The 23,734-nt window shown below is 45.5% G+C and carries 32 protein-coding genes and 1 tRNA gene; 7 read left to right on the top strand and 26 right to left on the bottom strand.

The window, feature by feature from the left end; genetic code table 11:
- Positions 1–30: 30 nt before the first annotated feature.
- From H5P30_RS09930 to H5P30_RS09830, 21 genes are all read right to left on the bottom strand, one after another.
- The gene (locus H5P30_RS09930) at positions 31–567 is read right to left on the bottom strand and encodes a hypothetical protein (RefSeq protein ID WP_185692793.1); all 537 of its coding nucleotides are present in this window, start codon (positions 565–567) and stop codon (positions 31–33) included.
- Positions 568–570: 3 nt separating this feature from the next.
- The gene (locus H5P30_RS09925; protein WP_185692792.1) at positions 571–1,008 is read right to left on the bottom strand and encodes a hypothetical protein; all 438 of its coding nucleotides are present in this window, start codon (positions 1,006–1,008) and stop codon (positions 571–573) included.
- A gap of 107 nt (positions 1,009–1,115) precedes the next feature.
- Positions 1,116–1,415: a hypothetical protein gene (locus H5P30_RS09920; protein ID WP_185692791.1), complete on the bottom strand. Its 300-nt coding sequence runs from the start codon at positions 1,413–1,415 to the stop codon at positions 1,116–1,118.
- 8 nt (positions 1,416–1,423) lie between these two features.
- Positions 1,424–1,981 (bottom strand): hypothetical protein, encoded by a 558-nt coding sequence (locus H5P30_RS09915; RefSeq protein WP_185692790.1) that lies wholly within the window; start codon positions 1,979–1,981, stop codon positions 1,424–1,426.
- A 56-nt stretch (positions 1,982–2,037) separates the two neighbouring features.
- Positions 2,038–2,310 carry a hypothetical protein gene (locus tag H5P30_RS09910; protein ID WP_185692789.1) on the bottom strand — a complete coding sequence of 91 codons (273 nt, stop codon included), beginning with the start codon at positions 2,308–2,310 and terminating at the stop codon, positions 2,038–2,040.
- Between the two features lie 14 nt (positions 2,311–2,324).
- On the bottom strand, positions 2,325–3,200 hold the full coding sequence (locus tag H5P30_RS09905; protein ID WP_185692788.1) for a hypothetical protein: 876 nt from the start codon (positions 3,198–3,200) through the stop codon (positions 2,325–2,327).
- A 1-nt stretch (position 3,201) separates the two neighbouring features.
- Positions 3,202–4,824 (bottom strand): hypothetical protein, encoded by a 1,623-nt coding sequence (locus tag H5P30_RS09900; RefSeq protein ID WP_185692787.1) that lies wholly within the window; start codon positions 4,822–4,824, stop codon positions 3,202–3,204.
- 17 nt (positions 4,825–4,841) lie between these two features.
- Entirely contained in the window at positions 4,842–5,624 is a 783-nt protein-coding gene (locus H5P30_RS09895; RefSeq protein ID WP_185692786.1) for a hypothetical protein, read from the bottom strand.
- 73 nt (positions 5,625–5,697) lie between these two features.
- Positions 5,698–7,425, bottom strand: a complete 1,728-nt coding sequence (locus H5P30_RS09890; RefSeq protein WP_185692785.1) for a phage tail tape measure protein — start codon at positions 7,423–7,425, stop codon at positions 5,698–5,700.
- Between the two features lie 4 nt (positions 7,426–7,429).
- Positions 7,430–7,747: a hypothetical protein gene (locus H5P30_RS09885; protein ID WP_185692784.1), complete on the bottom strand. Its 318-nt coding sequence runs from the start codon at positions 7,745–7,747 to the stop codon at positions 7,430–7,432.
- Between the two features lie 310 nt (positions 7,748–8,057).
- Complete coding sequence (locus H5P30_RS09880; RefSeq protein WP_185692783.1) at positions 8,058–8,402, bottom strand: hypothetical protein; 345 nt, start codon at positions 8,400–8,402, stop codon at positions 8,058–8,060.
- A 34-nt stretch (positions 8,403–8,436) separates the two neighbouring features.
- Positions 8,437–8,928 carry a DUF1353 domain-containing protein gene (locus H5P30_RS09875; RefSeq protein ID WP_185692782.1) on the bottom strand — a complete coding sequence of 164 codons (492 nt, stop codon included), beginning with the start codon at positions 8,926–8,928 and terminating at the stop codon, positions 8,437–8,439.
- Between the two features lie 71 nt (positions 8,929–8,999).
- Complete coding sequence (locus tag H5P30_RS09870) at positions 9,000–9,518, bottom strand: hypothetical protein (RefSeq protein WP_185692781.1); 519 nt, start codon at positions 9,516–9,518, stop codon at positions 9,000–9,002.
- On the bottom strand, positions 9,518–9,907 hold the full coding sequence (locus tag H5P30_RS09865) for a hypothetical protein (protein WP_185692780.1): 390 nt from the start codon (positions 9,905–9,907) through the stop codon (positions 9,518–9,520). Before H5P30_RS09865 ends, H5P30_RS09870 begins: the two co-directional genes overlap by 1 nt.
- A gap of 20 nt (positions 9,908–9,927) precedes the next feature.
- Positions 9,928–10,752 (bottom strand): major capsid protein, encoded by an 825-nt coding sequence (locus tag H5P30_RS09860; RefSeq protein ID WP_185692779.1) that lies wholly within the window; start codon positions 10,750–10,752, stop codon positions 9,928–9,930.
- Positions 10,753–10,763: 11 nt separating this feature from the next.
- Positions 10,764–11,690 carry a hypothetical protein gene (locus tag H5P30_RS09855; protein WP_185692778.1) on the bottom strand — a complete coding sequence of 309 codons (927 nt, stop codon included), beginning with the start codon at positions 11,688–11,690 and terminating at the stop codon, positions 10,764–10,766.
- A 5-nt stretch (positions 11,691–11,695) separates the two neighbouring features.
- Positions 11,696–13,138: a phage portal protein gene (locus H5P30_RS09850; RefSeq protein WP_185692777.1), complete on the bottom strand. Its 1,443-nt coding sequence runs from the start codon at positions 13,136–13,138 to the stop codon at positions 11,696–11,698.
- A complete protein-coding gene (locus tag H5P30_RS09845) occupies positions 13,135–13,401 on the bottom strand; it encodes a hypothetical protein (RefSeq protein WP_185692776.1) in 267 nt (88 codons plus the stop codon). Before H5P30_RS09845 ends, H5P30_RS09850 begins: the two co-directional genes overlap by 4 nt.
- Before the next feature lie 14 nt (positions 13,402–13,415).
- Positions 13,416–13,898: a hypothetical protein gene (locus H5P30_RS09840; protein ID WP_185692775.1), complete on the bottom strand. Its 483-nt coding sequence runs from the start codon at positions 13,896–13,898 to the stop codon at positions 13,416–13,418.
- A 301-nt stretch (positions 13,899–14,199) separates the two neighbouring features.
- Entirely contained in the window at positions 14,200–15,972 is a 1,773-nt protein-coding gene (locus H5P30_RS09835; protein ID WP_185692774.1) for a terminase gpA endonuclease subunit, read from the bottom strand.
- Positions 15,973–16,048: 76 nt separating this feature from the next.
- Positions 16,049–16,660, bottom strand: a complete 612-nt coding sequence (locus H5P30_RS09830) for a hypothetical protein (protein WP_185692773.1) — start codon at positions 16,658–16,660, stop codon at positions 16,049–16,051.
- A gap of 224 nt (positions 16,661–16,884) precedes the next feature.
- Here H5P30_RS09830 and H5P30_RS09825 point away from each other — a divergent pair, with 224 nt between their 5' ends.
- Genes H5P30_RS09825 through H5P30_RS09815 form a run of 3 tightly spaced genes read left to right on the top strand, consistent with a single transcriptional unit; the run spans position 16,885 to position 18,293 of the window.
- On the top strand, positions 16,885–17,412 hold the full coding sequence (locus tag H5P30_RS09825) for a hypothetical protein (protein WP_185692772.1): 528 nt from the start codon (positions 16,885–16,887) through the stop codon (positions 17,410–17,412).
- Positions 17,409–17,753 (top strand): hypothetical protein, encoded by a 345-nt coding sequence (locus H5P30_RS09820; RefSeq protein ID WP_185692771.1) that lies wholly within the window; start codon positions 17,409–17,411, stop codon positions 17,751–17,753. The genes H5P30_RS09825 and H5P30_RS09820 overlap by 4 nt, the downstream gene beginning before the upstream one ends.
- Before the next feature lie 15 nt (positions 17,754–17,768).
- A complete protein-coding gene (locus H5P30_RS09815) occupies positions 17,769–18,293 on the top strand; it encodes a hypothetical protein (RefSeq protein WP_185692770.1) in 525 nt (174 codons plus the stop codon).
- Positions 18,294–18,303: 10 nt separating this feature from the next.
- Here H5P30_RS09815 and H5P30_RS09810 read toward each other — a convergent pair whose 3' ends face one another.
- The 3 genes from H5P30_RS09810 to H5P30_RS09800 all read right to left on the bottom strand — a co-directional run bounded on the left by H5P30_RS09810 (position 18,304) and on the right by H5P30_RS09800 (position 19,657).
- Positions 18,304–18,648, bottom strand: coding sequence for a GIY-YIG nuclease family protein (locus H5P30_RS09810; protein WP_185692769.1), 345 nt, complete (start codon positions 18,646–18,648; stop codon positions 18,304–18,306).
- A gap of 9 nt (positions 18,649–18,657) precedes the next feature.
- Positions 18,658–19,014, bottom strand: coding sequence for a hypothetical protein (locus H5P30_RS09805; protein ID WP_185692768.1), 357 nt, complete (start codon positions 19,012–19,014; stop codon positions 18,658–18,660).
- A gap of 121 nt (positions 19,015–19,135) precedes the next feature.
- Positions 19,136–19,657 carry a hypothetical protein gene (locus tag H5P30_RS09800; RefSeq protein ID WP_185692767.1) on the bottom strand — a complete coding sequence of 174 codons (522 nt, stop codon included), beginning with the start codon at positions 19,655–19,657 and terminating at the stop codon, positions 19,136–19,138.
- Between the two features lie 490 nt (positions 19,658–20,147).
- On the opposite strand from H5P30_RS09800, the gene H5P30_RS09795 reads away from it, so the two are divergent.
- The 3 genes from H5P30_RS09795 to H5P30_RS22660 are packed head-to-tail and all read left to right on the top strand — an operon-like array spanning position 20,148 to position 21,785.
- Positions 20,148–21,248 (top strand): hypothetical protein, encoded by a 1,101-nt coding sequence (locus tag H5P30_RS09795; protein ID WP_185692766.1) that lies wholly within the window; start codon positions 20,148–20,150, stop codon positions 21,246–21,248.
- A complete protein-coding gene (locus H5P30_RS09790; protein WP_185692765.1) occupies positions 21,245–21,613 on the top strand; it encodes a hypothetical protein in 369 nt (122 codons plus the stop codon). Before H5P30_RS09795 ends, H5P30_RS09790 begins: the two co-directional genes overlap by 4 nt.
- Positions 21,597–21,785 (top strand): helix-turn-helix transcriptional regulator, encoded by a 189-nt coding sequence (locus tag H5P30_RS22660; protein ID WP_185692764.1) that lies wholly within the window; start codon positions 21,597–21,599, stop codon positions 21,783–21,785. Before H5P30_RS09790 ends, H5P30_RS22660 begins: the two co-directional genes overlap by 17 nt.
- Here the strand turns inward: H5P30_RS22660 and H5P30_RS09780 are convergent.
- Positions 21,761–22,951 carry a tyrosine-type recombinase/integrase gene (locus H5P30_RS09780; protein WP_185692763.1) on the bottom strand — a complete coding sequence of 397 codons (1,191 nt, stop codon included), beginning with the start codon at positions 22,949–22,951 and terminating at the stop codon, positions 21,761–21,763. The two genes, H5P30_RS22660 and H5P30_RS09780, sit on opposite strands and share 25 nt — an antisense overlap.
- A 132-nt stretch (positions 22,952–23,083) precedes the next feature.
- On the opposite strand from H5P30_RS09780, the gene H5P30_RS09775 reads away from it, so the two are divergent.
- Positions 23,084–23,158, top strand: a tRNA-Gly gene (locus H5P30_RS09775).
- A 104-nt stretch (positions 23,159–23,262) separates the two neighbouring features.
- On the opposite strand, the gene H5P30_RS09770 is transcribed toward H5P30_RS09775, so the two are convergent.
- Positions 23,263–23,734: transposase (locus tag H5P30_RS09770; RefSeq protein WP_185691582.1), on the bottom strand; the 472-nt coding region annotated here is incomplete at its 5' end.

The raw sequence follows: 23,734 nt of genomic DNA, 5'->3' as shown, positions 1-23,734 counted from the left end.
CTGGATCGTCTGGATGGTGCATTCCGCTGCCTATTCTGCCTCCGCAGACGTTCGGATTTCAAAGGTGCAATCGTTCAAATCCACTTCGAACCTATTTATCCTTTCAATGGTTCCTGTCACTAGAAAAGAAGTTTTCTTTGGAACCAAGTTGAAAATCTGCGCTTCTTTCTTGCTCGTTTTACAAAACAAGCATCCATGACCTTCAACCGGAATACTCCCCATAACGGTCACAGAATCGCCATGACGCGATATCGATTGAAGGGTTGAACTCCAAGTAATCTGATGCCCGACAAAGCTATCATGAACACTTTGCTCCTGATAAGGAGCCTGGGATTCAATAGCCTGCACTATTTCGGAATGGGAAAGAAAACAACGTTGGGCGTCTACCGATACAGGCTCAGGAATAGGCTCCTCCGTCAAAGGCTTGGATGTTACGAACTCATCTTTTTGTGCGCTAACTGCACTCGGCACTTTTGACGTCTTCTGATTGTCCAACCGATACTTGAGAAGAATTCCCAGTAACGCTCCACCAGCAAGAATCAAAGCACCTATGATTTCTGATGACATTTTCTATGCCCCTCCTTTCATTTGGTTGGCTTCTCGCTGCTGCAAAGCTTTCCTGCTCCAAGCATCACTCGGAATATTGTAAGGCGGCTCAAACACTTCTGAATCAAATTTCAAATGCGAATTCTCAGCAGCGGCTAGAATCAAGCTCAGCATATTTCTATCAACTTCATCCTGATGGATTATCACTTTAACTTTTTCTAAAGGATCGGAATAGGTAATACGGAACGGAAAGATCTTCTTAGGGAAAGAAACCCCTTCTCCTGTGGTAAATCTGATACAGTCCCGGCTTTCTTCGGATACCCCGATACACCTACCCGAGAACCAGCCCTCCTTTTCGACTCGCCAACATATATATGTTCCTTTTTTCGAGACCGCGCCTTCATGGGCAATACCCAAAGCCAAGACACATAGTTCATCTACAATTTCCGTGATTGATTTCATAACTAGATATTCAAGATAATAAGTAAGGAGCCTTCCTTGACGATATCTAGGCTACGACGGGAACACGACTGAATGCCAGTCTGATTCGATATTATTTACAAAAAAATTCAGGGACGTTCCAGAAGCAGGTCTTCGATGCGCGTCAAACTTTTCTCCTGACGCTCCATAAGCTGATATATCGAGTTCAGCTTTTCGGCGGTTTCGGCGTTGCTTTTGTCCAAGCTACGAAGCTCGCCTCTAGCATCCACCACAAAGATTTCCACCTTCTCCAGCCGCTTCTCGTGAGCCGCGATTTCGTTGTCTATCCCCTCCGTGTATGCCCCGTAAACAAATGCATAGGAAATAGCGCCCACTAGCAGGGTAAGGCAGTATATCAGAATCGGGATAAACTTTAGAAACTTGGTCATACTTTTATTTACTCGTAGGTGTAGAAGCCAAGACCGTTGATTCCCGCTGAAACATTGCTATCGGAGGCTTCCAAACGGACCTTTAGAAACGGAATATCGTTCAGCGTTGTTTCGGTCACTACCGACCCAACAGGATAGATCCCATTTAAGGCGTTGGTTATCCAAGTAGCCTCCCTATCCATTCCCAATGCATCTGCGACCAAAAAGGATTCCAAAGGAAAACCGCCCCCAATACCATAACCTACGAAAATTCCATCTTCGAAATATCGATAAAGATAGATCGTACACGCGATACTAGCCGAAACCGTGTCTGTTTCGGACTTATCAACAGAATATTCATCCGAACTACCTGCACAAACACGCAAACGGGGTTCCGTCTCGATCTCCAACCCGTCTACGCTGACACCGTATGATGATGCGGAAATATCAATGCCCGAAAGATTCCAGAATAACTTCATAGCATTACGATGTGAGTCAGCAATTTCCATGTCTGTAGGATCATCACCCTTGCGGACTCCTCCGAGCGTTAGCCAATCGTCAAGATCGGACACATCCAACTGATTCACACAAAAGGGAAACCCGTTGCCTTTACCAAGTGCCTTGAATGGCGAAGCTAGGGGCATTATTCGGTCTCCTCGTCCGAAGAAGAAACAAAAAATGTTTTCTGAACAGGCACCCCGTTCTCACAAATATAAAGTTCAAGTTCTTCCGCACCTCCTATCGATTTAGGAATCGAAATAAGAAGATTTTTCTCGGAGTATTCAACTTTCGGCGACGTAATATCCGGAACAAATTTTACCTGTATATCCAAAAGCGGATTCACCGCCTCGATTACCTCATTCAGTTTAGCCGTTGCCGCGACAAGGGCTTTCTTCTGTTTTTCGATGGGGTCCATAGTATTATTGAATTCTAGAATCCACCGAAAGTTCCAATATAAGCTGCGCCCCGGTCTGGAATTACTATTGGTATGAAAATGTGGGAACCACTCCCTCCGAAGTTGGGCCAATAGATACCGTTTTCGTCGCTCGGATAAACTCGCGCCGATGAAGGTATGTCTAAGTGCAGAACTCGGTAATATGATTCATAGAAGTTTGGATTTGAGTGAGTGAACTTATTTCTAACCCAACCAACATTTACCGTTGCAGAAGCTCCGACCGAGACTCCATTTACGGTAATGCTACTCGCTTCGTTGTTCGTCACGGTCAGCTCGAACGTGTTCGGCCCAATAATCGCCCAATTGTCATTCGCAGACGCACTAACCTTCTCGACATCCGGGACGGCACCGTATCCGGTATTCGCTTCCCAGGTCGTAGCCTGCCAAGGATATGCCGTGTCATCAGAAGAACGGTAAGCCCAATCGAATAATCCAAAATCATAGACCTGCCAGTGAGTCCCGGTCCAAGTGATTTCTTGACCTGTAGTTATGCCGTAAAAAGTATCTTTCCCGTTAGCCGGACTAGCCTTTTCGTAAAACCCATCAAACCCAATCGTTCCAGCACCGCTTAATTGGACTCGTGTGATGCTTTCGTTATCCGCAATGTCACCAAGATATTCTTCGACGCGATTCGCCTCATCAGTAACGAGGACTCGTTGTCCTGCGGATAGATCCGTAAGTGCAAGCTTATCAGAGTTTTGACCAACTTCTATGGGTACTTTCGGAGTTAAAGTTCCTAGATTCTGAACTTTTGTACTTCCGTCTCCAACGCATTGATACCCGTTATATTCAACAATTTCCCCATTCAAAGGTACATTTGTTCCTGTTGTTTCTTTTCTTACTTGTGCCATATTATACCGCTGTTCCCAATGATACTGTCTTAACTGTTCCACCAATATTTACATCGATGTATACGTCGTCTCCATCTCGTCTGATAGAAACCATTTCTCTAGCCAATGTTCCATCTGCTTCGCTTCCCGCTGTTGCCCCGCCGTCTGTTGGTGCGGAAGCAGAATCTGCGATTGTCATCGCAACTTGTCCGTTAGGATGCATACGAATTGCAGAAGATCGAGTTGTTGAGCCTGACCAATAACCAGCTTCAAACGTATTGGCGGTGGTTGTTTTTGCCCCGTATCCTATAGCAGAAGAATTTCCTCCACTGGCAGTATTATTGTGCCCGATAGCGGTAGCGCCACCTTGGGTTGCCGCATTATTATAACCAACAGCAGTGGATTCAGATCCACTCGCAGTATTACTAAGACCAACAGCAGTCGAACTAGTCCCACTTGCAACCTGATTTGCTGCGCCTCGACTACTTTGAAGGTCCAAGCCGTTTATACCCCTTGAATTTCCGGTAAGGTCTCCGACAATCACGGCCCCGTTAGATTCAATCTTCAAACGTAAGTGTTTTGCTCGCACAACCGAATTCACATTAGAAGCCCGAAGAACTTCGGTTTCGGTTGCCCATTCTGTTACACCTGTAGCAGCCTCCGTTGCTGTTTGCTTGATGTTTCCGAACGCGGTTGAAGCGTTTTCCACGTCAGAAAGGTTACTGGATTGGGCAAGTTTTCCATCTAACTCCGCCTGCAATCCTGTAGTGTCCGAAATCACATGGCCATGCCCAACGTCTGACTTGTTGGCTTCAAGATCGTCAATATCGGATTCAGCCGCTGCAAGGTCTGCTTCAATTTGTTGCTGGGTAGCAACAGAAGGAAGATTGATACTCCCTAAAACCGCATCATTGATGAGATTTTTGAAAATATTGGTAGATCCTTGGTATAGTGTAGTATAGTTTCCACTACTATCAATCAGGGCAATTTCGCAATCTGCCGAAACAGATTTGCTGTTTCCGACATAAAGTGCCGCTTGGTCTGTATCCAGATCTAGTTCAGTGGTCCAACCCGCTTCGCCGCTTGAAATTTCAGTCCAATCTCCCAATCCCGAATATGCCGCTGCAACACGTCCAAAACGAACCAATGAAATCGAAGCAGTGCTCCCGTCCCCTTCCCTCGCTTCAATAATTGAGATTCCCGACTTCGGGTTTAGATCGTTAGTCGCCGAAATCTCGGTTCTAGCACCGTTTGAGCGCCAATTGACGGAATAAAGACCCGCTGAACCGTAAACATCAACGCCGCCCCCGCTGGAAACAGATGAAAGGGCGTTCAACGCTGTTTCAACGTCCAAAGTTGAAGCATCATAGGCAAGGCTTGAAGTGGTATTCCCGCCATAAGAAAGGGTGAATGTTCCGCTTGTTGGCGCATTCTCGATACGTCCAACCGCCATTTCAAGGCGGTAATCTTCATTGCCCGATTCGTCTGCAATCGCGCCCGTCGAATCCAGAAGAACAACTTTGATTCCAATCTTGTTTCCCAAAACAAACGAGGGCAAGCTACCTCGGTTATTCTGATCCGCAATTGATCGAACAAGGGTATTTTTCTTGTTCGGCTCGTCTAACTGTATGGGTAATGTAATCACTACCCCTATTTACCCCGCTATTCAGGAGTAACATAGGTTGTGGAAGCTTCCCACAGGTTATGCCAGCCGCGATAAGGCTTTATAACTGTCGGAGACACACAGATATTTTCCAAAGCCTCATATTCAGCAATAGTTGGTGTCGAAGTATTGGTAAGAATTTCCGTAACGGTCCCGCTAGCACCATCAACAACGGTGAAAACTCCCTGAATCGGAATCGTCGATGGGTCTAAAGTGTTGAAATATTGGAGAAATACCCTTGCTCCAACCGTGCTTGATCGCGGAGCAATAAGCGGAGCTTCTCCAACTATCTTAGATATCGTCGAGTTCACCGAAAGCGGTATGTCTATATAGCTCGCGGTTTTCGCAAGTACAGTTGTTCTGTAGTAGTAATCGATGTTAGAATTCGAAACGTAAACTTTGATTCTGGTTCCTTCGTCAATTTGGTCAAAACTCCCGGAAATGCGGACAACATTCCCATTCGCGGTTCTGAACTCAAAACTTTGATTTGCGGGAGAAATAAAATATGAAAAGAAATCCGTATCATCCTCCCTTCCTGGAAAGACATATGAAAAGGAACTATACTCCGTTCTATCCTTCGGATTCGTTACCCATCGCCTCGTGAATTCGACCAGATTAAAGCCAAGTTCCACGGGTGGAGTTTCTTCGACAAGATAGGCATTTCCAATCCCGTTGTAAATGTAGGTATCCGTAAGGTTCACGGCGTTTAGATCTATCCGAGTATCTATCGGTTCACGGCTATATTCATTTTTCGCGACAATATATTTTTGTGCGATCTCCATATGTTCGGTGTCATTTTTCGACCACAAAGGATAAGACACATTCGCGGGACCATTGGGCACTGGCGTTCTAAGGTTAGGATTCATCTGCTAAGTCCTCGTTTAGTTTCGTAATTTGTTTTTTGATCTCCTCCAGTTCCTCGAACTGCTTTTTTTGGAGTTCTTCCTGCTTGCGGAGAATCCGGTCTGATTCTTTGAGGTTTCCAATTTCGGAACGGAGCTTGTCGGCTTTACCGAACAATTCATCTCGCTTTTCGTAGTTGCCTCGGTCTGCCGCTTCCTTCGCTCGCTCCTCAAACCTTTGTACCCTTCGGGCTTTGCGCTGATCATTGGATGAACCGCGAGTTCCGGCAACCAGTTCGGATAAGGAAGCTTGGCCGCGCCCTTCGTAATCTGACCCTGAATCTGAGCTTTTGATATTTGCTGCTTTCTTGCGCAAATCTAGAATATCCTCCTCGGTTTCTTTCCGCTTATCGACTGCATCTTGTTCGTCGTCTCGGATCTTCTGCTTCTTTTCAGCAAGTAGATCCTCAACTTCAATGGCCTTCGTGAGCCATTTTTCGCGCTCAATGTATGATAGTTTTTCCTTGGTCGCCTTTTTCTCAATGGCGTTCATTTCAGCCTGCAAAAAATCGATCTTTTCCTGAGTCGTTTTCATTTGCGAAAACTCATGATCTCGGAGCATTTTGGCTTTCTTCTCCTCCCAACGCATTTGCTCCGCTGCGGCGGCCTTATCGATTTCGGCGCGGCGTTTTGCCACATCGATTTCTAGGGATGCTATCTCCTTTTTCTTATCCAGCCCCTCAAGCTCGGAGAAATCGCCCTGTACGCGCCCTGTGACGTATTCTCCGCGAAGTTTGGCTAGTTCCTTCTCCTTCTGGAGTAGCTGACCTATGGCAGAAAGTTGGTTGAAGCGAAAATCTTCCTCCAAATCCAAAATCTTCTGATTGGCTTCTTCGATGGTTTTGCGGCGTTTTTCCTGCGCGGCCTCAAACTGAGCTTGGCGTTTTTTGGCTTCGGCTTGCTGCTTTTTGGTAATCGCCTCCTCCATTTGGGACTGGGATTCGTTATAAGCATCAGCTGCGGCCTCAGTTCCATAGAAGAAAGACCCAACCGCGTTTCCAGTAGCGTCCATGGCGTCATATACACCCGACGCGATACTCGTTCCAAACGCTCCAATTCGAGACATTGCCTTTTCTAGTTTGTAGCTAGTTTCTTCAGCGGCTCGAATCACCCTTTCTTCTACAATCGCGCCGTATTCGTCCGCTTCCTTTTTCAAACGGGCAAACCCTTCGGCCCCTTCATCTAGTAGACGAACCATTTCCTTTGCAGATCCGCCAAATGCCTGATCAGCCATTCGAGCCTTTTCAATCGAATTGGGTAGCGAAGAATATAGATCAGCAAGTTCGCCCAAAAGCTGATCATTGGTTTTCAATTTTCCCTCAGAATCCTCCATGGAAAGATTGTACTTTTTCATGACCTCATACATCTGGCCCGTTCCCTCCATGGCTTCACCAAACCTTTTTTGCATCTCAAGAAGGCCGTCATTCAAAGCAGCGGTTTCAACACCTGACTGTTTTGCCGCATAAATGTAACGCTGATACTCCTCCACGTTCATGTTGAGGGTTTGCGCGGTTTCGCCCAACTCGGTCAGGTGATCGATATACTTTTTGACTGAGGCGACCGATAAAACTAGGCCCATAGATACAGCAAAAGATTTGATGGAACTTTTGAGTTTCCCCATCTTGGTTTCGACTCCTTTTGTATCGGCTCCGAAATACATAGTTATCGCATTCTTCAGCATGAAACTATTTACTTTCTTTCAGCATCCGACTGAATCGCTCATTGTATTCCCGAATTACATTCATCGCCAAACTTGCGGGTTTGTGCTGTGGATCGATCTCCGAAATAATTAGGTTCCGATACTGAAGAATTCGGGAAATCGGCATATTCAGAATGTATTGCTCCCCCCAACCATACTTGCTTGCGAGTAGATGCACGTAGGAAGCGGCGGTCGAAGCTTGATCAAGCGGAATGGAACGTCTGACTCCTTTCGAATCCGAAGGCGCGGAATCCTCAAGTTCCATCCATTGATCTTCCAAATACTGGCAGATTGCGCCGTCCAAAGTCTCAGATGAATGAGAACGGGTCTTCTTGAAGAATTCCTTTTTTAATCGCGGATTGTTGGGAACGTGCTCGCTGGAAATTATCCATAAAAACGAAATGGAATCTTCCCGCGTAACAGGACCGCCACAAATATACGGATTGCCCACAATTTGGAGCAACGTGACCTTTCGAAGGGTCAGCGGAGAAACAAAAATCCCCCTTAGAATTTCTAGGGGGACTTCTGAGAAAAAGGACGAATCGCGCTGTAGTCGCTGCTTTTCTTGGGCTTCTTGGTAATCCTCCTGAAATCCTGGGATTTCAGTATAGGACCTATGAAGCACTGTAGATTTTTTCGTTGATTGTGTAGGTAGCAGTAGCTTGGGAACCTCGGCTTCTTGATTGGCCGTGGCCAGCTACAATCCAATCTTTCGATTCATAGGTAAATTCGTCGCCTATCGCGAAAATTCCGGTTTCACCGTCTTTCAGTTCAATCGTGATGGAACCAGCGTTTTCGTTGGTTTCATCAATATAATAGGAAGTAACCTTATCTGTAGAATCTTTAATGGGGATAACTTGAGCCCCAAGGTCGTAGGAGAAATCAGTTACAACGTAGGAATCAGTATCCACAACCAAGGGAGATGTATGGACGATAGCGCTTTCGGGATTATAGGTCATAATACCCTTATTTACCCCGCCACTGAATAGACTTTCAGAACGGAGAAATTATACGATCCACTACCGGAAAATTATTCTGGATAATCGTTGCGTCATTCAGTCCCGCGCCTCGCATCCAACCGAAGGCCCGAACGGAGCGAAAGGCGGCACAACGTTTAAAGGCCGAAATCGATGGGTCCACATGGCCCATTGCCTCGAAGAAAAGATCATCGAAGGTTTCGCGAAAAATAGAAAACTGCCTATTTGTGATTATTTTTTGATCACGCAAAAATCCCAGTATTCGATATCCCGCATCATGGAGAATTGCCGCCCTACGAATCTGCCTTGGCGCTAGAAGGAACCACAAACCACGGGGTATAGACGCATAGTCTGTTTTAAATCCTCCCCAAACTGTTAGCTTTCGGCCTTCAAACTCAAACCAAAGGGGTAAAGGCATGAAATATTTTCCGTCAACCTTCAGCTTTTCGAGAAGAACAAAGAAATCTTCAATGCCCCTTCGAATCTCCTCAGATTCAACAAAATACACTGTGTCATTCAGAATCTGTTCTGTGCGCCAAGTCCCCGGAATTTGACGGGATCGGCTGTAATTCTGGAAACCTACTCGTCCCATTGGCGAATCTGGAACTGAAGGTTATATTGGACCGCGCTGATATCTACCCAATTGTCTTCTTCGATGGATACGCCAACCCCCGCATGATTCAGCGTCACAATCGAATAGAAGGAAGGGAGATTCACCCCGTGAAGCTGGCCGCGAAGCATTCTAGCCATAACCTTTGCCCGCAATTGCGAATGAAAGCGTATGATCGAAGGTAAAGGGTTTTCATTCAGGTCTTCCGCATCATTTCTGCGCGTAACAATCTGAACCGTAAGTTCCCCATTGAAGATATCTTCTTCTAATTGGCCGTTGTCGTAGTTCAGCAACGCCGTAGATTCCCCTCCATTGGCCCCACCCAACGCGAACTGAACCGCAAGAAAGTTTTCCGGCAATTCCTCATCCGCAAAGGTTGTGAAGCATCTTAGCCCGTCTAGCCCGTCAAAATAGTCAGCGAAAGAATTCTCAAAGTTTTCCTGAAAGTTAAAAACCTTCGCTAGAAATTCTGTATTGTATGCAGCCACTATTTTACCGCCCTTCTTTTGCGCAATGTCAGGTTGTAACAGCCTGAACCGGGATCATCGCTGACTTCGCTAATGTCATACCCGATCCCTCCAATCGTTAGGGTATCCTCCCTACTTTCTGGCCGAACGCCGGTCGTAAAGATCATGCATTCAATTTCTTCCGAGATGCCCTCATATCCGTAGGTTTGAAGTTTTTTGGAAAACGAAGGCTCATCTATGCGCACTGAAACTTCTTCCCCTCGAAAGATTGCGTCAGTTGGCTTGTAGGAAAGATTCAGAACAAATTGTTCCTTCCGAATATCGGCGGCATAGATAGGAAAGCTCACGTAGTTATTTACCCCATTTCCAAGAAGAAAAATCCCACCCCAGAACGAGGCAGGATCTTTCATGAGATTAGTTAAGGTTAGGTTTAAGCGGTAAGTTTCACGCCTTTGTCTTGAGCGACTTTTCCACCTACAAGGGCTTCAAAAACTGCGCTGATTTTTCCGCCGTTCGGTTCGCCATAAACAAGCATTTGAACCGGAATTCCAAGGGTGGGTTCAATAATTACTTCATGGTCGATCAATGCAGAACTACCAATCAGCGGATTCTTTGGAAGGGCAACGGCACAGGCATAAGATCCCGCGTGAGTCGCGATCCCGTGAACTCCACTTGGGAGATACGCATTGCGGTATGAAGCAAAGCCATAGTCTTCAGGGGTGAGCTTTAGATTATCACTGGTTGAAGGAAGCAGGGCAGTATTGAACGAAGGGCTGAGAACAAGGCTCCTGTTCGCCATAGGAACCCCATTATCATCCAACTCAATACTTGCGGACTTAACGTCGTCGAAATCGAAAGATCCAACAGAAAGCCCCGTCACTGCATCAGTGTAATTTGCAACATCAGCCAAGATCGTTTCTGAGACTTTCGCGGCAAAACTACGCATATTGGAAACGTAAAGATTCTCAAGGGTAGCAGCGGCGTTGGTAGAAGCTTCGGTTACGTTCACCGAGAACTTCTTGTAAACGTGGGTAACCCCAACATCAATTTCCGTCATAGTATCAGAATCGTTTTGATACACACCGGAAAAGACTCCGGCAGAACCTGCGTCGATAAGGGGAACGGACACGCTGGAACCAGCAATGTCAGAAACTTCAAATTTCGTAGAAAATCCTTCAATGAAGCTCATCTCCCCTGCGAAAGCGGATAAGCCTTTATCGAAGAACTCGGTATTAGTGTAAAAAGTATTTGCCATAGTGCTACTATTTACCCCCTACCCGATTCAAACTTCTTCAGTTCCGCTTTGTGTTCACGGAAAAACTTCAAACGTTCGGCAAAGTCAGGAATTGCGTTCATCTGCTTTCGAAGATCCTCGCCTTCTTTTCCGCTGGGTTTCTCACCGAAGGTCACTTCATCGCCTCCAATTTCTGCCAGCTTCTTGGCTTTATTCACGGCTTCGGCTAGTTCTTTGTTCTCCTCGGTAAGTTCCTCGGTTTTCTTTTCGGCTTCTTCCTTGGCGGTTTCGGCGTCTTCCTTCTCAGATTGCAAGGAATCGAGCTTTTCTAGAATTTCAGCAATTTGCGCTTCAAGGGCTTCTACTCGGGGAAGAATTTCTACTTCCACTTCCTTTTCCGCTTCATCGGGCTCGGGATCTTCTTTTTCTTCAGAAGAAGGCTTATCTTCAGATTCTGGATCATCTTCTTTGCCTTCTTCGAAAAGGGTCGTAGTCGCTGCCGGATGCCCGACAAAATCAGCGGAGTAGATTTCCTCCAGAATAAAGAAAGGAAGGTCTTCCCCATCTTCTTCTTGTAAAGATCCTTTTGTAGTAAGGCTAATGCCCAATAGCTCAGGTGCGGTTTCAGCAAGTTCCAATAGCGTTTCATAGTCCCCTTTGTGGTTAAGTTTGAAAGAATCTAAGAATTTGAAATCAGCGCGGAGCTTCGTCCCGTCTTCTTCGAGCCGAAGCCCGTAGCAAACACCAATACACTCGGTCACATCGCGGGAAATTTCGTCATGGGAGATAAAGCATTTGTAACTTTTTCCAATCCAGTCTTTGCCGAAGGTTTTCTTGGTAATTCTCACCCCATGCCCTTTGGCTTCGCCAACCTGCATCAGGGTAACTCCTTTTAAAATACCGTTCTCCTTGTCGATGCGGGTATCTTCGACCGTTTTTTCAAATTTGAAGCTATTCATTTGCACTATTTACCCGCCTCCAACTCGGTTCTGATTTCTTCTTCCGTCAGACCGGATTCCACTGCCATTTCCTTGATCAACTGGGCTTGTTTCGCGGCATACTGAATGCGATCCCGAAGAACCTGATCAGCTTGGCCTCCAATGGCCGCGATTTCCTGCGATTTCGAAGTCAATCCTTCAGCCAATCGTTCAGAAGCAGCTTGAACTGCCTTGTTCTCGTCGATTGTGGCAAAGGCGGGAAAGATATATTCTACCTTATTATCCTCACCTTCTGGTCCGGCAATGAAGTCTCCAAACAATACTGCCCTACGAACCAGCCATGATTGAAGGGGAAGAAGAATCGTTTGAACTGCATCCTTGCGGAATTCTTTGACGAATGCGGCGAACTTCAGTTTTTCAGCGCGGGAAGAAGAATAATTGCTTTGGTCATACCCAAGTATTTCTTGCTGCGGAACTGCTATAGTCCCACAGATCCGCTTGATGGTCATCAGTTCGAATGCCGAAAAATCACCAGATTGGAAGTTCGTAGAAAGCGGTTTGGCGTCTTCTCCGTTCTCAAGATACAGCATCGAACCGCGCTCAATGTCCTGAACTGCATTTCTGGAGTAGCTGGAACGCGCTGTAGTCCAATTCAAAGCATCTTGGGCATCTACCGAACCTTCAGAAACAGCGGCTTGGAGCATCTCAATATACTCCTGAGCATTGTTCTTGATGATCGCGTAGGAAAGGGATGACTGAATCTTGATGCTTTTGACCTTTGCTTTCGTAATTTCCGAAAGGTCTTGAATTGCCTGAATCGCGGGCATCATAGGTATATCGCCGCGCACCTGTTCGATTCGCGTTCTTCGGCAAAGATGATTCACGAAGTTGGCCGGAATGACCTGAGAATCTTCTTTCGAGAATGAAATCTTGTTTTTGATACGCTTTCCAAGCCTGTAACCCTCAACATAGCCGTTCGCAGAAAAGATTATTCCATCTACTTCGTTGGGATCTTCGTTTTTCGGGTCTGATCCGATAAGTTCCGCTGGAAGCAATTTTACGTGCCCATCCTTCAAGAAATACACGAATACTTCTCCCGTCAGAACATACTCATTGCAGATTAGGCGAACAAAGGTTCTGAAATCGTAGGTTTTGCAAAGGTTAGAAAATCTGGATTCCAAAAATTCTTCCTTCTCCTCATTGTATTCCTTGCTCGAAGACACTGATTTAAAGGCGGGAACCCCAACAGTATTCACCCAAGCATTGATAATACCTGCCAGGATGGCATTGGTCTTTGCTTCCTCGCGAAGATAGGAGATTACCTTGATTCGGTTGTTATATGGAAATTGCTCCGTATCCGTGTATGGATGATATCCGCCCCTAAACGCATTGTCATACGAAGGCTGAACAGGGTTGATGCGCGAAAACGAAGCCGTTTTGCCGAACTGATCTAAAACTAGCCCCTTCATACGATGTTGGTTGAAAGGGTTGATGGGTTAAACGGCGCTGGTCCTGCACCCTCCCTGAAAGCTTTAAGTTGGGTATAGTAGCGTTTTCGTGCTCGAAGCTTCTGAAGCTCCTTACGCCAAAATTGCTGATCAGAAAAGGTAGCTGAAATGCCCTTGGCGCTGTTTGAATCCCCCAGCGAATGGGCAATATTGAACCTGCGCTTGATGAGCGTAATTTCTTCTTCGATCTCCGCTAGTAATTCTTCGATTTGGGATATATCCATACCCCTATTTACCGCTAGGGAGACAAGCGGGACCGGATACCAGGATAACGCGCCGCGACCTGATCAGCGTCTTTAAAAATATCGTTCTTTACGTTGTTTCTGAATGCAGCGGCCCGCCTTCTGATAGCTGCCTGAATATGGTTTTTTCCCTTCTGATTCACGGCAATTACAGACGTATTTCCAACGGTGAGCTTATATTTTCCGTTTTGCCCTGAGTCATAGACGAATCCCATTCGCGGGGGATTGCTTCCTTTGCGGGTTTTGGCGTCTAGTGCCTTGGAAACTCCGCGCTGCTTCGGCGACAAGCTTTCAGCGTCAAATCCCAGCAACTCGACAAGATCAAACCACGACTTTGCACCAAGCCCCCTTGATCCGAGCGCCTTCCGAATCTTTTCGCGGGTATCTTTGCTACTTGACTGCCACAGCTTCCAGAATCGTTGCCAATCCTTCTTGGCGATTTTGTGCCCGTCTTTTGAGAATTTAAAATTCTTCTCCAAGGAATGATGACCAAGAAGGATCCAATTAATCTTGTCCATACTCCCCCAGATTTTGCCATTCTTCTTCGAAGCCGTGATTTTGAGCCCATCGGATTCCAGACTTTTCATTTCGCGCCAACGGGTATCTGTTCGAATCTGCTTTGGTTTTGCGGATTCTCGAAACTGCATTCCCCCTGCGACCTTCAAAACAGAAGCTGCCTCAGCCTTGATTGCGTCTGGAATCTCGACATTCAAACGCGCTGCCAAGTCCTTCGCATAGCGATTAAACTGGGACATATCTATTTTTTCAAATTCGAGCATGTCAGTATTTACCAGCTCCAACGAGCGGCGGCAGGGTGATCTTTTTCTTCGGTTCCGGCTCGGGAACGGATTCTAAAATTTCTTCGGGCTCCTGAGATTTCGCCAAGGTAATTTCCCGCTGAATCGTCTTCTCAACCCCACAGTAAAGGGCTAATGCCGCATTGTAGCACTCCACGTCGAAGGCTTCGTTTCGTTTTCGACGCTGCTTCCAAACGATTTTTTTCTTTCCGTTCTTGTCGAATATCTCACGCGGAGACTCAGCAAACAACATGTCAACGTAATCGTCTCCTACCCCATCAAACACAAACCAACGGTTGCTGTTTCCGCTTCTGGCATTGTGGACCTCAGATTTCCAAATATCGTTGTTGATCCAAATATTCAGAATCTTCTTCGTCCATTTCTGCTTTGAGGTGCCGACGAACGGATTCAGATATTTTTCCTCGAAAGGTTTCCCTGACTTGATCGACTCCCAACCCCTGAGCGTACAAATCTTTCGCCCCTTGGAGATTCGATCATAGACGAATTTGTTCATCTCATTGGATCGTTGAGCATAGTTGTTGTCTATGCCCGTCATGATCGGCTGATACTTTTCTATCAAATCATCTATATCCGCATGGGTATAGAGCTTCCCATAATCCAACAGGTAAGATCCGTTTCGGCCATAGCCACGGCAGACGAAATAGAACCAATCCTTCTGAACATCTATCGTGATAATTCTGTACTTCGCGTCTTCGTGTTCACCCCTCGAATACGGAAGAATACAATTCTGGATTTCTTCTTTTCGCTGAGATTTATAGTCTAAGCTGAAAGGTTGCGCTTCATACCCGTTACAGAAAGCTTGCATGGCCGCTGGGCTGTCCTGCCCCTTCAAAAACTTGATGAAGTAGCTGTTGAGGGAAACTGTCGGCGAATACAGCGAAGAAATATTCAAAGAAAGAATATCTGGTTCCGCGTCAGGATTCGTCTGCCTCCATTCCCCACCGTGAAGCATTTCGTTTCTTTGGGCGCTATAGATCGGCTTTTTCGTATAGGGGCATTCAATCCAGACGGCGTTATTTTCCTTCAACCGCTTCCAATCATAACCGTTTTCGACCTTTGCGCGGGGATCGCATTTAACCATTGGAGTTTCCAACAGAAATTTTTCTTCATCGAGCGCATAGGGAGAAGAAACAAAATATTGGTGCTGTGTTCCCCGGCAATAACCCCTCCAACTTGGGCCATCGTCCGTTTTTGGGGTGCTCGCGTAGAACTGCTTCGCGAAGTTCCCAAAGGCTTTAACACGATCACGGATTAGTTCAAGCGGTGTGGTTTCCCCTTCTTTCTCCAGACTGAAGCCATCTGAAAAAGCTTCTATTTCATCCAGAAACAGCCAACGAATTGAAAGGGAACGGAGATTCGCAGATGAGCCCCCACCCGTAAAATTGATCTTTGCCCTTCCTAGAATCTGGGAAAGCTTTTTATAATCTGAACGGGCTTCGGGAACTAGCTCACGAAGAACCGGCGAAGCTTCAACGAGCGTTTGCCAACGGTGCTCGGAGAATTCCAACGCATTTTGCAGGGTAGGAAAAACAGTTAGTTGCGGCCCGCCGTAGAAATAGGCATAATAAGCCATCAGAACGCGCAAAAATAGGGTCTTCCCAATCTGGGAACCGCATACAGCCCATGTTTCGCGGTATTGGGGATCAGCGGCTAGATCCAGCATTCCCCGCAAGTAGGGAGAAAAATCTAAACTGAGCTTCCCCTGTTGGCGTTCTTGCGGTCCTGCAAGATACAAATACTTATCGGCGAATTCCGAAGGTTGGATTATTTCTGGTTCTTCAAAGTATCGCGCAAAGATCGAAGCGGCTGGATTAATCTTCGGGTTCCCCCTTCCCCACTTCTTCCAGTTGAGCGCGAATCGTCTTTTTGAGCTTCGAGACCTTATCGGCAATGACCTTCCGAACGGGTTCCGGTTCGTCTGGAGCGATCAACGCGGCTGATTCGTCTGGCAATGCATCAAGTAAAACAATCAGGGTTGAAAGGGTTTGCTCCGCTATTATCGCTACTTTCTCGAACCCAATGAGACGCGATTCCTGTTCCTGGATTTCTAGAAATTGCTTTTTTGCCGCTGTCAGTGAAGCTGTTGCTTGGGAGTGAAGACGCAGAAGGGATTGAATCTTTCCCGTGTCGCCCTTCTTGATGGCCGAATCCAGAATCCAACCAATCTTTGCTTCTGCCACCTCAGCGCGTTTCAATGCGGCTTGAGGCGAAGTATCCAATTCGTCTTCAGGAATGGAAATTTCATCGGTATTGGACCCGGATCGAAAGCCCGTTCCCCTTTGGGAGTTTTCATCACGCCATGCCTTCGCCGCGTCAACACTGTCAACAGGCATGCCTTGCTTCTTCAATTTGTTGACATACTGGCGACTGACTCCAAGGGCGCTTGCGATCTGGCTTTGCGAAAGTTTCTGGGGTTTACTCATGTAAACCTATTTACCTGAGCGAAAAATTTTCAAAAACGACGGCCTGCTCGAATCACCTGTGGACCTATTTCCGCCCAGAAAGGACCCGTTAAATATTACTTCCTCCTCCTGTATATTAGAAGCCTACTAGACCCCTCCCCATATATTTTCCACTATCCAAGAAATTGAGAATTATTTATTTATTTGCATATATTCATCTCCTAGAACAATACATATACTTAAACATGACTCCCCAACAACTCCAACAGGAAATCGCCATGAACTACAAAATCGAAATTGATCAAATTATTGGTCGCTCACTCATAAACCTCCAAGCAATTAAATCTTGTATCGCGACATTGATAGTATGCGAGAACGAAGACATAACGGATAAGAAACTAGCTAATTCCACTTTCACCACCCTTATAGAAGGGCCAATAGACAACCTTATTCCCAGAATTGAAGAAAGTAAACCCAATCTATTCGACACAGAAGAACTAAAAGAAATAGCGAAAAAGGAGAAAGATCTAATCTACCACATCTACCCTAGCGGAAAATATCATACCGCAAGAATGCAGGACACAAAAGACCTCAATCCCATGGGAGAGTATTTTGAAGAAAAAAGAAAACAGTACATTGGAGCCGCATCCAAATATCTATCGACACAAAAAGAATTCTGTTTAGACAATTCTTTTACATATATTCTCGCTAACCATAAATACAACCTCGACAGAATAAATCAAAACCCAATCACCAACAATCAACTTCCATGAATCCCATTTACTCATCAGAAATATCAAAAGAAGAAAAAAAGTATGGATTTAAAAAAATCCAAATTGAATCTGATTATGATAACATTTTCGGCGAAAAAGATACTGAATACGTCGCAGTCGTAAAGTTATCAGAGTCAGACTATCTGTTTAAATTATCCGACAACCAAGGCTACAAGCATAAAAGATGGGGAAGACGAGAATCCTTTCCTGATAAAGAACCATGCTGGCACCCCATGGGAGAAGAAATTTACCCTCATTTCGACATTAAAGAAGGAGAGAAAATTCTATTCACCTGCAAATTCGAGAATATCATCGGAGAGGAATACACCGAAAAGATTTAAAACCCACAAAACCTTATGGAGACCAACCAAAAACCTAACGAAGACAACGAACACAACCGTCGTTTCTTTGAAAACATAGGTAGATGCTTATTTGTTTGCCAATTAATTGAGTTAAAACTAGCAATAACAGTATGCTTCTACAAATACTCAAAAGAATACAATTCCCAAAAAATCACCGACGAACTTGCCAAATGCCGAAATAAATCAATGGGGGAGCTAATTGAAGAATTTCGAGAACTCAAAAAGAAGGGAATCCGAAACGAACTTCTAAACAAGCTTTCATCCAAGCGAAATTGGCTAGTACACCATCTCCTCCCTTCCCCGGAATTTGTTTTGATCTCCGAAAAACAAGACCATTACACAGATGAATTACTATCGTTCTTTACTTCGGCACATGACGAAATCGAAATATTTTTCGATCAAAACATAAAATCATTCCTGCGAATGAGCACCCCTCCAAACGTAGAAGAATTAAGATCGTTTGTGACTGACCTAGAAGCTGCAAGAAAGATAAACAAGCGAGCAAAATATAAGAAATAAATCTACCTTACTATTTTTGCGAAAAGAACCGCCCGAGAATATTTCGATTCAAAAATCGGTCACTCTCCAAAACGTTATTCGTAAACAGATATTTGGCTTCCAGATAGGTTAGTTCCCGCTTGGTCTTTGCAAGCTCAAGAATCGTATATTCCACTTTCTCAGCTTCCCTCCTCAGATTTTTGACGCTGGAGGAGGAGGATTTGTAGTTTTGCCACTTTGGAGAGGAGGAAAAAGCCTTACGTCCAATGTAGACGAAGGTTTCCCCACCGATCCACAAACTGATTTGGTAGACAAATCCAAAGAAATTGGCCGGATCAAACTCCCCCACTTCGGATATATCCCAATGTCCATACATTGGAAATATTTACCCCTCGCAGGAACCCGGATAGCTGCATCTCAGCCTCCTACCTCCTGACAATCGCTTTAGCGTCGTCAACACGGGCTCAGGCACCTCCCCTTCATTTTTCTGGATAGCCCGATCCAGCAAGCCAACCAGTTGAATAATTCTCGCTTCCTTTGTCCTGTTCCTGGATTTCCGTTTTTTCAGATTAAATTTTTTCTGGAATTTGTCTGTCAGTTCCGCTGGCAAATCCAACTCATAGGTTGCCAAGGCGGGAAAAAGGAACTGGCACACGCATTCAAACCTCAGCGGAACTTCTTTCCCCTCGTTCTCCCCAATCCATTCGAAAAGCTGCAAAATTGGATCGTAGAGCTCGCTCATATCAGACCTCCTGCCCATATCCCCAATAGTAGAAGAAGAAACAAAAATCGTTTCTCCTTTCGGCTTTGTCCGAGCGCGAAAACCAAGCCCAATCCCAAAGACAGGAAAAAACCAGCAACAATCAGCTCCATGACAACCCCTCCGATGCGGCAAAAATGGCTTCTCCGGGCAGATCTCGAACGTTGATGCAGATGAAGCTGGTTCCATTGGCAGAAGAACGGATGGGCTGATAATCGGCCTCGTGCTTCACGAGAAAATCAGCGAGCTTTCGGGTATCCAAAATCACCCATTCTGCGAGATCCGCCCCTTCTTTAGCTGCATAGCCAAGAAAATAGTAATCAGCGCATCGGCCCGTCTTGAGCTTATCGATCTCAGTTTCAGTCGCGTTGCACGAGGTTCGAATGGTGATGTCACCTCGCGTTCTGGGGTTAGCAAAATAGGAATGCTTCCGCACTCGGAGCGCGAATGTCGCAGACTTCACCTCAAGGTCGAAACCTTTTTTCATGTCGTCGTCGAACGAGGAATCGGAAATAAGGTATTCGCCCAAAATTCGTTTCGCAGCGGGAGTAAAACGGTCAGCCCAAGCTTTTGTTTTTTGCCAGTAATCGGCGGAGTAATTTGAATTAATTTTTCGAAGTGCCATATAAGTTATTACACTTACGAAAAATTTTGTGAAGGGATTTCCGAAAATAATTAAAAATAATTGAGTTTCTGTTATCGAAGACCAGTTTTTCCGTAAAATTTAAATAACTCAAAGAAAATCCGGCTACTTTTTTACTACTTAAAAAATACAAAACAACAATACTAACATACTTAATAATATAATAATATGATAACAATACTTATACTATAACAGTACAAATATATATACTTAACAATAACATAATAATAGACATTTTGTATTCCCTTCGGGAATAAAGCCCTTGGGCTTAAGCATTTACGAAATTATAAGGGCTTTTTCGCTCAAAAAATAAATGTTCTTTATTTTGCTAATTATCAACACTTTGCAGAATTTATGGAAATTTCTTCAAAAAATCGATGAAAAATCCGGACCTCGCCTTGATAATTAGAAAAATGAAGAAAAAAGTTCAAATTTTGCGTCACGAAGGCACTAAAAAAGTGTAATACCGGGTATGAAGTTATTAAAACCAAAAAACCTTTCCTATGAAGGCTGTCCGACTGGCCTAATTGACCATTGCGCCTACGTCGTTCATCAAATTCTATTTTTTAAACGAATTTATAAAAATGAGTATGTCTACCTGCCTAGCTCCTCCCTAGTTAAAATGCTTGGAACCCGCCAATACGGGCCAGCAATGAGCTATTTAAAGAAAAATAAGATAATAAAAAACGATGGAAGCTACAAAAAAGGAAAAAAATGCTATCATTATGAACTGTGCGAACCCTACGCTTCGGCAAAAATGGCTCCTCACGAGCTAGACCCTAGGGGGAAAATTTCAAAAAAGATCGAAAAACTGCGGGGCGCTTCAACCCTATCCCGGAAGGCGGCTTATTCTTGCAAGGTCAAACGAGGACCAGACACCCGGTCCCGATACCAGCATGTTCTAGGCTCATTGGACGTGTTGGAACTGAACTGCGAGGACTACCACACCTTAGCTAAGTGTTTTGATCACACCCTGAGCCCCACAGGAAGGCTTTACTACCCTTTTGCGCTCCAACCCTCCTCGATCCGCTCACAAGCCCTTCTCGGGGGCGAAAAGACGCAAGAAGTAGACATAGCTTGCTGTCAACCCTACTTGCTCGCCACCCTTTATCCGGCGAATTCCACGGAGAAGGAGAAATATATTCTCCTCATTCAAAAGGGAGATTTTTACATTGATATTTTCGGCGAGGACGAATCTCGGGATGAGGTCAAAAAGAAAGCCTACCGATCTATCCTGTTTGGAGCAGCGAAATATATGAACGGCTCCTATGGCAAAAAACTGAAAGAAAAACTCCCTGAACTATGGCAAATTATTTTCGACCTCAAAGAAGCTAACCCCAACGGGAAGGGCGAGGAAAAGACGGGAAATAGCTATTTCGCCTGTCTGCTTCAGAAAAAGGAGTCCCAGATAATCTTTTCGGTGGTCGAGAAATTGCGCCAACTCAACATCCCCTGCCTGACGATCCATGATTCCATTCGAGTTGGATCTTCGTCTATCGGCCTAACCACTCAATACCTTTGGAACGAGTGCTTCGAAACAACGGGTATTGAACCCCAACTAAAAGTCTCATGAGGATCTCAAACCGTGAATTTTTGGGCGAACTTCGCCGATATTATGAGAATGACGTATTCTCCCCCTGCCTTGGAGTCATCATTACCGATTTGATTGGAAAGACTGGGAGCCGGAAGAATTTCAAAGATTATTCGTATTTAGACGAAATGAAGGGATACGCGCTGGAGCGTTGTATCAATGCAGTAGCTACGAAAAAGTTTGATATAAACACAAGGAAAAACCCCGTATCATATTTTTATTCAACAATTTACAACAGCTTTTTGAAGTATATCAAAAAAGAAAAGCAGCTAACAATAGCCAAGAAGGCAGCGTACGAACAAGAACTGGAAAGAATTGAACGCATCCGCAATGGAACTCCTCACTAAAGATGATCTAGCACAGATGCTAGGGGTTTCATCTTCAACGGTGGACCGAATGCGCCGCCGTGGCCAGCTTCCCCCACCCCTCCTTGGGGCAGATCAAATCGGCGCGGGAAGAAAGATCTTACGCTGGGAGACCGGACAACTGGAACGTTATTTCCGCTTGCGGGGATCGTGAGCGGGAACTTGCTCGGGAGTGAGGTTTGCAATTTTTTCGGCCTCCTCCTCGCTCATAAGGCGCAAATAATGATTCTGAATAATCTCCCTGCTATTGCCCATTTGCGCTGCAACAACATCGATGGGCACCCCCTCACGGATCATAACTGATATCTTGGTATGCCTCAGCGTATCCTTAGCCCGCTTTTTCTCGGGAATAACCTTTCGGATTTGGACATAGTGCCATGCCCAAGTTTTTTCATTTTTAAACGTGAAAAACTTTTCCCCGTCGTAGAAGTCCAACCATGCCGCTAATGCGGGGCTAATAACGATCTCGCGGGGCCTCCTTGTTTTACTCACCGCTCCTGGCACATGGATAAGCCCATTTTTTCTGTCGATATTCGCCCAGCTGTACACCTTCCAAAACTTGACCGATTCCGTTGGCCGCATTCCCGTATGAAGCATCCACGCAACCATTTTCTGCCCCCCGCAATTTGTCGCCTCCTCAAGTAGCAATTGGCACTCCTCATAGTCATGAACGGCGATCAGGGCTTCTTTGTCCTTTCGCCTCGATACCCAGCCCCGAAAAGGATTATTTGTAAGAATAGGTTTCTCAATCGGGGTCTTTGGAGATTCGCCCGTGGCCCAATTGAAAAAGCTCCGTATCGTGTCGATCTCATTCTGATTTGGTTTCTTTTTCCCTGCGGCGTTTGGCTGAAATAAATAGTCCTCAAGATCAGCCTTGGAGATTCGGGCAAGGTCTACACCTCGAAACGCATCCAAGAAGCAGAACATATACCTTTCGATTTGCTCCAAAGTGATAGTTCTTAGCCCCTGAGTTTTTTTGATTCTCAGAAATTCCCGTACTATCTCCTCCAGATCCCCCTTGGGCGGCTGATATGTTTCCAGCGCCTGACGCACAAAATCGGCAAATCCCAGATTCTCCAAACTTGGGTGAACCCCCCATTTCGCCCGAAATATCTCGTATCCCTCCCTCGCCTCATCCTGAGCGCCCAAACTCAGACCTCCATGATAGCGCCTAACTTGATTTCGCTTGAATTCATCGGCTGAATTTTGATCCGTGAACTTTTTTCTGACTTGCTTCCCATCTGCGGAAAAGGACACTAGCCAATATGGTTTTCCACTTGGATATTTCTTCTTCTGAATCTTTGGGATCGTCGCTTTCATTGGTCCCAAACTGGAGTGCTACTCCAAGTGCTACAAGTGCTAAAAACTGGAAAATATTGGCTAAATTCTGCTCAATTTTGAGCAATTTCCAAAAGAATAGTTTCGTAAGTAGCTGAAAATCAGCAAGTTAAAGCGGGCGTCGTATAACGGCTATTATGTGACCTTCCCAAGGTTGAGACGAGGGTTCGACTCCCTCCGCCCGCACCATGCTGGGTCTACTCCAAAGTGTGGGGACCGGGGGTGGGTCTACTCCAAAGTTTGGGGACCGGGCATAATTTGTGATTATTTTTCTTTAGGATTATTGTGTGTGTTCATTGGCACTGAGCGAGGACGCGCAGTCGGTAATTTTCAAAGTTTCTGAAGCCGAAGGCTCTTCTTTGGATGAGTTTCATTTTTCTGTGGAAGCCTTCGGTGATGGCATTGTTTTTGGTAAATCGCCACATGGTGGCGATGGGCTCGATCCATTGTTGGAGGGTCTTGGCGAGGGTTTTGAGTTGTGCAAAGCCCTGTTGTTGTAGTTCTTCGATATGTCGATAGAGCTCTTTGGCATTTGATCGACACTTCTTTGCTGTGCAGGACTTCTGGCAGAGAAGGGAGTGGATTTGCCATCGTTTGAGATAGAGGGGCTCGAGGGTTGGGTGCTTGTCGAAGAGTTCCTGACGGCGTCGGATCTGTTTTTGCGAGAGGCGCCCGGGTCGGGTTCGCAGGATCGCCAGGAGTCCGCTGTTGCGGGTAATCTCGGGAGCAATCTCACGGCAAAGGCCCGTGAAGTGATGAGCGAGT

Origin of the sequence: Puniceicoccus vermicola (assembly GCF_014230055.1) — a bacterium.
In the GTDB taxonomy this organism is placed as follows: Bacteria; Verrucomicrobiota; Verrucomicrobiia; order Opitutales; family Puniceicoccaceae; genus Puniceicoccus; species Puniceicoccus vermicola.
Note: the sequence above shows the minus strand (reverse complement) of the source record. Positions and strands in the feature narration are given on the sequence as shown.